11 protein-coding genes, 1 tRNA gene and 2 pseudogenes are annotated in these 8,999 nt (G+C 68.4%); 8 read left to right on the top strand and 6 right to left on the bottom strand.

Going from position 1 to position 8,999, the window contains the following annotated elements:
- The 3 genes and pseudogenes from Q0568_RS01690 to Q0568_RS01700 all read right to left on the bottom strand — a co-directional run.
- A pseudogene (locus Q0568_RS01690) lies at positions 1-706 on the bottom strand (hypothetical protein); the annotation flags it as partial.
- On the bottom strand, positions 697-1,059 hold the full coding sequence (locus tag Q0568_RS01695) for an NADH-quinone oxidoreductase subunit A (RefSeq protein WP_292680058.1): 363 nt from the start codon (positions 1,057-1,059) through the stop codon (positions 697-699). The pseudogene Q0568_RS01690 and the gene Q0568_RS01695, both read right to left, overlap by 10 nt.
- Positions 1,060-1,105: 46 nt before the next feature.
- Positions 1,106-1,702 (bottom strand): TetR/AcrR family transcriptional regulator, encoded by a 597-nt coding sequence (locus Q0568_RS01700; protein WP_292680059.1) that lies wholly within the window; start codon positions 1,700-1,702, stop codon positions 1,106-1,108.
- Positions 1,703-1,786: 84 nt separating this feature from the next.
- Here Q0568_RS01700 and Q0568_RS01705 point away from each other — a divergent pair, with 84 nt between their 5' ends.
- Complete coding sequence (locus Q0568_RS01705) at positions 1,787-2,437, top strand: N-acetyltransferase (RefSeq protein WP_292680061.1); 651 nt, start codon at positions 1,787-1,789, stop codon at positions 2,435-2,437.
- A 106-nt stretch (positions 2,438-2,543) separates the two neighbouring features.
- On the opposite strand, the gene Q0568_RS01710 is transcribed toward Q0568_RS01705, so the two are convergent.
- A complete protein-coding gene (locus tag Q0568_RS01710; protein ID WP_298861233.1) occupies positions 2,544-2,690 on the bottom strand; it encodes a hypothetical protein in 147 nt (48 codons plus the stop codon).
- Positions 2,691-2,919: 229 nt separating this feature from the next.
- Between Q0568_RS01710 and Q0568_RS01715 the strand changes: the two genes are divergently transcribed.
- Positions 2,920-3,180, top strand: coding sequence for a hypothetical protein (locus Q0568_RS01715; RefSeq protein ID WP_292680062.1), 261 nt, complete (start codon positions 2,920-2,922; stop codon positions 3,178-3,180).
- A 170-nt stretch (positions 3,181-3,350) separates the two neighbouring features.
- Entirely contained in the window at positions 3,351-3,719 is a 369-nt protein-coding gene (locus tag Q0568_RS01720) for a hypothetical protein (protein WP_292680064.1), read from the top strand.
- A 428-nt stretch (positions 3,720-4,147) separates the two neighbouring features.
- Here the strand turns inward: Q0568_RS01720 and Q0568_RS01725 are convergent.
- Positions 4,148-4,239: transfer RNA gene (locus Q0568_RS01725), tRNA-Ser, on the bottom strand.
- A 311-nt stretch (positions 4,240-4,550) separates the two neighbouring features.
- Between Q0568_RS01725 and Q0568_RS01730 the strand changes: the two genes are divergently transcribed.
- The 4 genes from Q0568_RS01730 (at position 4,551) to Q0568_RS01745 (ending at position 8,352) form a co-directional block, all read left to right on the top strand.
- Positions 4,551-5,384 carry an IS256 family transposase gene (locus tag Q0568_RS01730; RefSeq protein ID WP_298861242.1) on the top strand — a complete coding sequence of 278 codons (834 nt, stop codon included), beginning with the start codon at positions 4,551-4,553 and terminating at the stop codon, positions 5,382-5,384.
- A gap of 150 nt (positions 5,385-5,534) precedes the next feature.
- Positions 5,535-6,761 (top strand): IS110 family transposase, encoded by a 1,227-nt coding sequence (locus Q0568_RS01735; RefSeq protein ID WP_005052857.1) that lies wholly within the window; start codon positions 5,535-5,537, stop codon positions 6,759-6,761.
- Between the two features lie 76 nt (positions 6,762-6,837).
- Complete coding sequence (locus Q0568_RS01740) at positions 6,838-7,344, top strand: transposase (protein WP_298861245.1); 507 nt, start codon at positions 6,838-6,840, stop codon at positions 7,342-7,344.
- A 255-nt stretch (positions 7,345-7,599) separates the two neighbouring features.
- Complete coding sequence (locus Q0568_RS01745) at positions 7,600-8,352, top strand: SDR family NAD(P)-dependent oxidoreductase (protein WP_298861239.1); 753 nt, start codon at positions 7,600-7,602, stop codon at positions 8,350-8,352.
- Between the two features lie 142 nt (positions 8,353-8,494).
- Here the strand turns inward: Q0568_RS01745 and Q0568_RS01750 are convergent, their stop codons facing one another.
- Positions 8,495-8,761, bottom strand: coding sequence for a bifunctional nuclease domain-containing protein (locus tag Q0568_RS01750; protein ID WP_366941312.1), 267 nt, complete (start codon positions 8,759-8,761; stop codon positions 8,495-8,497).
- Between the two features lie 24 nt (positions 8,762-8,785).
- On the opposite strand from Q0568_RS01750, the pseudogene Q0568_RS01755 reads away from it, so the two are divergent.
- Positions 8,786-8,896, top strand: a pseudogene (locus Q0568_RS01755) (ATP-binding protein); the annotation flags it as partial.
- Between the last annotated feature and the right edge of the window lie 103 nt (positions 8,897-8,999).

Here is an 8,999-nt window from a genome sequence, read left to right on the forward strand (position 1 = left end):
ACATGTCGTGACCCGCGTGCTCATCCGCACCACCGGACATCGACGACATGTCATGACCGCTCATCCCCGACATATCGTGACCCGACATCGACGACATGTCATGGCCCGCATGCTCACCCGCACCAGACATCCCCGACATATCGTGACCGGCGTGCTCACCCGCACCACCAGACATCGACGACATGTCATGACCCGACATGGACGACATGTCATGACCGGCGTGCTCATCCGCACCGCTCATCCCCGACATATCGTGACCCGCGTGCTCATCCGCACCACCGGACATCGACGACATGTCATGACCGGACATCCCCGACATATCGTGACCCGACATCCCCGACATGTCGTGGGCGGGCATCGCGGCGACCACGGGCACGGGCTCGCGGAGCGCGGCCGCGCGCTGCGCGGGCAGATCACGGATGCGGCGGGCACCGGCATCCACTGCCGCGCTCACCGTGCTCACCGCGCTCAGCTCGACGCGGGTCTTGGGGTAGGGCATCTGCTGCCAGAGCCGTTCGACCAGGTCGTCGTAACGCTCGGGCATCTCGCCGCAGAGCACGAGCGCGTTCGCCGACGCGGGCGTCTCGGCGATCACGCCGCCGCCCGCCGCGAGCACGGCCTCGGCGGCGATGCGCAACACCGTCTCCCCGGGCGCTTCGAGCAGGAGCGCGCTCACGTCGGCGTAGCCGCCGGCCGTCACTGCCACCGGAACACTCCTTCGCGCCACGCCCAGACCACGGCGGAGACGAGGATGCCGAGGAAGACGAACATCTCCACGATCGCCTCGGTGCCGATCTGCGCGGCGACGGTCGCCCAGGGGTACATGAACAGCATCTCGACGTCGAACGCGAGGAAGACCACCGTCATCGGGTACCAGCGGGTGTGGAAGCGCGAGAGCGCGTGCTCCTGCAGATCCCAGCCCGACCCGAACGGCAACACGTCGCGGGCCGGCGCGGCCACCCGCATCCGCCGGGAGACGAGCACGAGGAGGCCGATGCCCGCCGCTGCGACGAGAAGGACGACCCCCACCGCCGCGTACCCGAACATCGCACCGTCCACACATCGAACAATACCGGTGGGAGGTATCCGGTGGGGCGATTCCGGATCAGTTCGTGAACGCCCGGGACAGCAGGCGGGCGGTCGCCGCCGCCGTCGGCTCGTCGGGAAGCGCGAGCCACTGGTCGACCAGTCCGTTCGCCGCGGCGAGCACGGCGGCGGCGACCACCGGCGCGGGGGCCGGAAGGGGCTGGGATGTCGCATCCTGCCACTCGCGGAGGCGCGCGGCGATTGCGGCGAGGTCGTCGCTGGCCTCCGCGCGGGCCGCGTCGATCGTGAGGTCGGAGGAGCGTGCAGATGCGGAGAGGTCGGCGACCACGCGGTGACGCGCGGTGTTGCTCCGCAGGTCGGCCAGCAGCGCATCGAGGGCGGCGGCCACCGCGTCCTGCAACGAGAGCCCGAGCAGCGGGGCGCTCCACACCTGCGACATCGTGCGCGCCGACTCCCGCCGCAGCAGCGCGGCGATCAGCTCGGTCTTCGCCCCGAACGCGTAAGACACCACACGGTGCGCGACCCCGGCACGCTCGGCGACGGCGCGCAGCGAGAGCGCCCCGGCGCCGTCGGTCGCGACAACCTCGAACGCGGCGTCGAGCAGCAGCGCGCGCCGTTCCTCGACCGGCAGATACGGCCTCTTCTCGGTGTTCATGTCGTCCTCAGCATCCTCAGAGCATTCTCCCCGCTCCATGCGGCAGGATCAATTTATCCAGTTGGACCAATCAAAGGAGGCGCCATGAGCACCCTCACCGACATCACCGTGCAGCCCGCCACCGCGGCCGACCTCCCCGCCGCCGCGCGCGTGCTCGCCGACGCCTTCTCGGCCGACCCCGTGATGGCCGCGATCATCCCCGAGCAGGCCGACCGCGACGAACGCCTCACCGAACTCTTCACCGCCGTGCTCTCCAGCGGCGCCTACCGCACCGGCGTCGTCGACCTGGCCCGCCGCGGCATCGACGGCGAGATCGTCGGCGTCGCCGCCTGGGAGGCCCCCGGCGCCATGCGCGGCGCCCTCGGGCGCCAGCTGCGCGAGTTGCCGCGCTTCGCGCGCGCCATCGGCTGGACCCGCCTTCCCCACGCGCTCGGCCTGCTCTCGCAGCTCGACCGCCACCGCCCCGACTCGCCGCACTGGTACCTGGGCGAGATCGGCGTCTCGTCGACGGCACGCGGCATGGGCGTGGGCGGACGCCTGCTGCGCGCCCAGCTCGACATGCTCGACGCGACCCGCCAGTCGGCCTACCTCGAATCGTCGACGCCCGACAACCGGCGCCTCTACCGCCGCGCGGGCTTCGTCGAGCTCGGCGAGATCACCGGCATCCCCGGCGCACGTCCGGCACGGATGCTGCGCGCCCCGCAGAGCCTCGCACCGGCGCCGGTCGGGGGGTGAGGGAAGGAGACGCCGGGCGGGCGTCAAAGGCGGGCGCGACAGCACGCGGCGACCTCGCGACCACGGGAGCAAAGCACCCTTCAACCGCGCGCGACGTGGAGCGCCTTCAGCTCCACTGACGGCACTGCTGGTCCTGCTTCGGAAGCGAACGGGCATCATCCTGGGTCTGGTCGTCATCCTCGCCGACATCGCCGTGAACTGGACCGTCTTCTTCACCATCGGCGGCAACCCCCTGTTCGGCGTCGTGAACCACACCCTGTTCGCCATCTTCCTGCTCGCCACCGCCCCGCCCTTTAGCGTTGGTTCTGCTCCGTGGCAGAGCGGCGGGCGCCAGTCCCCGAACCGCTCCCTCGCTGACTCGCGCTCGCCCTCCGCGCGCTGGCCCGCGGCCGTGGATTCGGTGGCGAACCAGTGGACGCGATCGTCCGGCAGCGGCACGATGCCGAAGATCGCCCGCGTCCCCACGTCTCGCCGGCCTCGCCGTGCACATCGACGCCGGCCGCGGTGACGCCGCGCCAGGCGGTGTACCCGGCGTATCGCACGCCGCGATCCAGTCCCAGCCGGGCGCGGGTGTCGCTGCGAAGCCCGTTGGCGGCGATCACCAGGTCGAACCGCTCGGCGGCTCCAGCCACCCTCACCACCGGCTCGCCGTCCTCCGCGACGACGGCGCTGTGCCCGAGCCGGAGGCTCCCGGCGGGCAGGGCATCCACGAGCGCGCGGTGCAGCTCGGCCCGGTGCATTGACTCATGGACGGGAGACTCCCGTGAGGTGGAGAGGGCGGCCAGGAGGCGGTTGAGAGGGATGGACGGGGCCGTAGGGTCGTGAGGGAGAAGGGGGATCGGACAGTGAGGGGAAGGTGAGGATGGCGGCGAGAAGGCGGGCTGGACTCCTGGCGGCGGCCGGACTCGTGACCATGACGGGGCTGACCGGGTGCGTCTCGTTCGCTTGCTCGGCGATCGGCTGGTCGAACACGCTCACGGTCCAGGTCGACGGGGACACGCGCGCAGTCGATCAGGTGCAGCTCTGCACCGACGCCGGGTGCGCTCCCGCCGATGACCTGGACCCGTCGGGACCGCTGGGGTGGATCACGATCGAGAGCAACGACGGCGACTCATGGACGTTCTCGGTGGGCATGACGAGCGTCGAACAGATCACGGTGCGCACGCTCGCCGCCGACGGAACAGTGCTCTCCGATACCGAGGTCATCCCGGAATGGGTACGCGTCGGCGGCAGCGCACAATGCGGCGGACCCAGCGAGGCCACCGTCACCGTTCAGACCTAAGCCATCGCGCCGCCGGATAACGTGCGCTCGGCTCAGGCAGGGACGAACCACCGGGCATGTCTTGATTACTCAGGCGGGGTCAAGACGCCTGCGCGCCTCGCCGTGTCCGGCCAGGCTCCGGTGGAGCCGATTCGGCTCACCCAGCACAAGCACATCTGCCGGCGCATCGAGGTGGAGCGCGTGGCGGGGGTGGCCGAGTGATCGAGCCGCGCACAACCAAGGCGGGCCAGGCCTACCACCTCGTCCGGGTCGACTCCGGGCGCACGCTCGTGGCGTCCACGTCATTGGACGCCAAGCGCGAGGCCGAAGTCTGGGAGCGCAAGCAGAAGGGGTGCACCTAGGGGTCGCCTCGAAGGGCCCGAGTCTCGGACTCTGATCGCCAACACCCGAAAATTAAGCCGAAGAAATGGCTCCTGCTCAGGAACAAATGGCGGAGACGGAGAGATTTGAACTCTCGGTCCCCTTACGGGGACTCCACCTTAGCAGGGTGGTGCACTAGGCCGAACTATGCGACGTCTCCTTGTGCCCGACCAGCGTAGCGGATACGCGGAATCCCTTGTGGTGACTGGGATGTCGGGGCCTTGCCCCTCCCGCACGCCTCGCACTCGTCGCACTCAGAGAAGGGGGCCAATCGCCATTCTCGGGACACTCGGGACACTTTTGGGACACTCGGGCGGGTTCCTGAGAGCCACGGCCGGCGTTCGATCCGGGTCACTCGTCGGCTGGTTCGCGGTACTTGCTGAAGTCCTCGCAGGGCATCCACTTGCGCCTACCGCGGTGACGTCCCGGGTGGTGGTGGAGTTTTCGGCGGAGTCGTTGGTGTCGTTGACGATGGCTCTTGACCAGTCTGCCCTCCTCGAGCTGCTCGGGGAACTGAAACTCACCGATGTCAACGACCGGGTCCGGGTCGCGACCGAGACGCTCTATCAGGAGCTGATCGACGCGGAAGCGGCCGCGTTCATCAGGGCTGCCCCGTTCGAGCGTTCCCCCGATCGGGTGACGCAACGCAACGGCACCCGCCCGAAGACCGTGAGCACGAAGGTCGGGGACCTGGAATTGCGGATCCCGAAGCTGCGGCAGGGGTCGTTTTTCCCGTCCCTGTTGGAACGTCGCCGTCGGGTCGATCAGGCACTGTTCGCGGTCGTGATGGAGGCCTACGTCCACGGTGTTTCCACCCGGAAAGTCGACGACCTCGTGAAGGCGCTTGGCGCAGACACCGGGATTTCCAAGTCCGAGGTGTCACGGATCTGCTCGGGCCTGGACGAGGACGTCGCCGCGTTCCGGGACCGGCCGCTCGCGGACACCACCTACCCGTATGTGTTCCTCGACGCGACCTACTGCAAAGCCCGCGTCGGCCGGCGGGTGGTGTCCCAAGCGGTGGTCGTCGCCGTCGGCGTCGCCGCCGACGGGCGGCGAGAAGTCCTGGGCTTCGAGGTCGGAGACACCGAATCGCAACCGTTTTGGACCGCGTTCCTGCGCTCGTTGAAAGCACGCGGTCTGGGCGGGGTGAAGCTGGTGATCTCCGACGCTCACACGGGCCTGATCGCCGCGATTGAGACGGTCTTCCACGGCTCGTCCTGGCAGCGGTCACTCGTCAAGATGGTTAGTGGCGGGATCGTCCCGCTGGTTCATCCTCACCGTCGGGAGAGGACCTTGGCAGCGTGACCTTCGAGGTCCAGCGGCAGACCTGTCCCTCCCGGCGGTGGCGGATTCCGACTGGCTAGTGGGAGTCGTGCCCCGACAGCGGGAGCACCTGAGTGAGCGTCCAGAGGGGTCCGTCACGAGGCGGGCCTCGTCTTCGAAGGAGAAGCGCTCATGCCAGACCTCAACTTGCCAGCGTGGCCGGTATTCGCCGGCATCGACTGGGGCGGTGAGAACCACCAGCTCTGCGTTGTCGCGCCCGACGGGAAGCGGCTACTTGAGACACGTGTCAGTCACGACGTCGCCGGGCTCCACCAACTCGACCTGCATCTGAACGGCTTCGGGCGGCAGGTCCCGATCGCGATCGAACGCTCCGAAGGTCTCCTCGTCGAGCACCTTCAAGCGACCGGGCATGCGGTGTTCCCCGTGTCTCCGCGGATCTCCGCGAGGGCGCGGGAGCGTTACAAGGTCGCTGCGGTCAAGGACGACCGGTTCGACGCGTTCGTACTCGCCGACACGCTCCGCTTCGACCATGCGCACTGGCGCCCGCTGTCGGTCCCGTCACCGCTGCTCGCCGAGATCAAGGCACTCACACGGGACCGGGACCGGCTCCTCGAGACGCAGCAGGCGACGGAGAGTCAGTTGCGGATGATCCTCGAGGCCTACCACCCCGCACCCGTTCGGTTGTTCTCGTCCGTCGACCGGCAGATCACGCTGTCGTTCGTAACGGACTATCCGACACCGGCGAACGCGTCCCGGGTGAAGACCACCAGGATGGCAGGGTTCCTTTCCCGACACCACTACACCGGCAGAGTCCCCGCGCAGACCCTCGCGGACCGGATGAGACAGAACCTGCTCTCCGGCTCGCCAGGAACGGTCGCGGGCAAGAGCTTCTCCGCTCTCGCATTCACCCAGGTGCTGCAGCTTCTGAACACGCAGCTCGCCGAGTACGACGACGCAATCGCCGCAGCCACCGCGGAGCACCCGGACGCCCTGATCTTCGCCAGCTTTCCCGGCATCGGCCCCGTGCTCACTGCGGTACTGCTCGCCGAGATCGGTGAAGACCGCGCAAGGTTCCCGCAACCTGAAGTGCTCCTCGCCGAAGCCGGCCTCGCCCCGGTCACCCGCTCGTCGGGCAGGTCCCGGTCGGTCAGGTTCCGCTACGCCGCGAACAGCCGCCTCCGAGAAGCCACCATGTGGTGGGCGTTCAACTCCATCAAGATGTCACCCTGGGCGGCCGCCGCGTTCCGCGACGCCCGGGACCAGAAAGGCCAGCGCTACCACCGCGCCCTCCGCGGACTCGCCGCACGCTGGACCCGCATCCTCTGGCGCTGTTGGACCAACCACGAAACCTACGACCCCGCCCGCCACGGCTCAGCCGCACTGATCACCGCCGCCTGACCGCGCGCTTTCGACACCCCCGCCCGACACTCGGGGCCGAGCGGCGCCTTCAGCGCGCCCACGCAAACACACCAAGATCTGCACCCAGTTGACAGTGGGAGTCTGCCGGGTGCACTTCATGCGCAACGTCCTCGCGGTGGTGCCCAAGGCCAGCGGCGAGATGGTCGCCTCGATCATCCGCACGATCTTCGCCCAACCCGACAAGGAGCATGTTCAGGCCCAGTTCGACGAAGTCGTCCGCATGCTCGACCGGTCGCACCCGAAGGTTGCCGAGATGCTCTCCGACGCACGAGACGACCTGCTCGCGTTCACTGGGTTCCCGCAGAAGCACTGGCGGCAGATCTGGTCCACGAACCCGCTGGAACGGGTGAACAAGGAGATCAAGCGTCGCACCGACGTGGTCGGGGTGTTCCCCAACCCCGCCGCGCTGCTGCGCCTGGCCGGCGCGGTCCTGGTCGAGCAGCACGACGAATGGGAAGCCGGCGACCGCCGCTACTTCTCCGAGCACTCCATGCGGCAACTCGACGCCATGAACACCGCCCACATCGAGGAGGTGGTCATCCCCGAAATCGCTGCGGCATAATCAAACCCAACTGACCGCACGGTGTCGAGAAACTCCACCACTCAGCGGGACGTCACCCCCATGCCCCGAGCGTCGCCATTTCGCGGGCATTCTCAGATGAGGCACCGAAGGCGTTTCGCGGGCACTTTAAGTGAGTCTCGTCGGGGGCTTGACCCCCTCAGATTCCTTCCCTAGCCTCGACGTGAGAACACCATCGGCGGTCGTTCCTCGGCCGTCGATTCGGCATCCCAAAATCCAGGCAGAAGGAGGAGAACGATGGCAGAAGAGTTCGCGGGCAAGGTCGCGCTGGTCACCGGAGGAGCGTCCGGCATCGGTGAGGTGGTGGCCCGGATGCTGGCACAGCAGGGTGCGTCCGTGCTGGTCGTCGACCTGAACGAGGAGGGCGCGAACCGGGTCGCGGGGGAGATCGGGAACGCCGGCGGCAAGGCGGCCGGCTTCGCGGCGGACGTGACCGACGCGGACCGGATGAAGGCGGCGGTCGACGCGGCGGTCGAGCAGTTCGGCGGGCTGCACCTCGCGTTCAACAACGCCGGCATCAGCGGCCCGCTCGGCCCGCTACACGAGACGGACCTCGAGGGATACCGAAAGCTGATGGCGATCAACCTCGACTCCGTCTACTACGGCATGTACTACGAGATCCCGGCGATGCTGAAGGCCGGGGGTGGCTCCATCGTGAACACCTCCTCCATCCTCGGGCTCGTCGGCGTCACGGGGGCCGTCCCGTACGTCGCAGCCAAGCACGGAGTCACCGGAATGACGAAGGCCGCAGCGCTCGGGTACGCGCCGCAGGGAATCCGCATCAACTCGGTGCATCCCGGCTACATCGACACGCCCCTGCTCGGGAACCTCTCCGAGGAGTGGTACAACGGGCTGGTCGCGAAGCACCCCATCGGCCGTCTCGGGAAGGCGGAGGAGGTCGCGGAGCTGGTGCTGTTCCTGCTGTCCGACCGGTCGTCGTTCATCACCGGCACGCAGCACACCGTGGACGGCGGCTACACCGCGCAGTAACGCGAGCGGATCCAGGCGGTCACCGAGTCCGCTCCCAGGCGCCGGGCTCGGTGCCCTTCGACGGGCTCGGGGACCGTGCGCGGCCCTTCGACAGGCTCAGGGACCGTGCGCGGCCCTTCGACGGGCTCACGCGACCGGACGACTACCCCTGGAAGTCCTCCGGGTCGACCTCCTCCAGGAATCGCTTGAACTCGGCGAGCTTCGCCTCCTCGTCCTCGTGCGAGCCTTCCGTCTCGTCGGCGATGCCCGCCTCGGCGAGCACCTCGTCCGCCACCCAGATCGGCGCGTCGACGCGGGCGGCGAGCGCGATGGAGTCGGAGGGCCGGGCGTCGAGGACGCGGCGGCCGTACTGGGTCTGCAGGGTGATCTCGGCGTAGAAGGTGCCGCCTTCGATCTTCGTCACCTCCACCCGCTCGACCTCGGCGCCGACCGTCTCGAGCGACTCTTCCCCCAGATCAACCGGGTACTCAGGATCAACCAGCTCGACACCATCACCGACGACGTCGTCGAAGCCGCCGCCAGCATCCTCGTCATCGGAAACTAGCGACACCGGACGATCACAGAACACCGCCGAAGAGCGCCGAACTTCACACCCGGCCGCCGTAACCGTGGGCCATAAGCGTGTTTCGGCAGACGTTATCGGAGCG

This window comes from uncultured Microbacterium sp., assembly GCF_937927635.1.
Classification (GTDB): domain Bacteria; phylum Actinomycetota; class Actinomycetes; order Actinomycetales; family Microbacteriaceae; genus Microbacterium.

Excerpts from the sequence above, each read along its gene's own strand:
- Q0568_RS01730 (WP_298861242.1), top strand. The coding sequence starts at position 4,551 with ATGGCTCTTGACCAGTCTGCCCTCCTCGAGCTGCTCGGGGAACTGAAA.
- Q0568_RS01700 (WP_292680059.1), bottom strand. The coding sequence starts at position 1,702 with ATGAACACCGAGAAGAGGCCGTATCTGCCGGTCGAGGAACGGCGCGCG.
- Q0568_RS01720 (WP_292680064.1), top strand. The coding sequence starts at position 3,351 with ATGACGGGGCTGACCGGGTGCGTCTCGTTCGCTTGCTCGGCGATCGGC.
- Q0568_RS01705 (WP_292680061.1), top strand. The coding sequence starts at position 1,787 with ATGAGCACCCTCACCGACATCACCGTGCAGCCCGCCACCGCGGCCGAC.
- Q0568_RS01745 (WP_298861239.1), top strand. The coding sequence starts at position 7,600 with ATGGCAGAAGAGTTCGCGGGCAAGGTCGCGCTGGTCACCGGAGGAGCG.
- Q0568_RS01735 (WP_005052857.1), top strand. The coding sequence starts at position 5,535 with ATGCCAGACCTCAACTTGCCAGCGTGGCCGGTATTCGCCGGCATCGAC.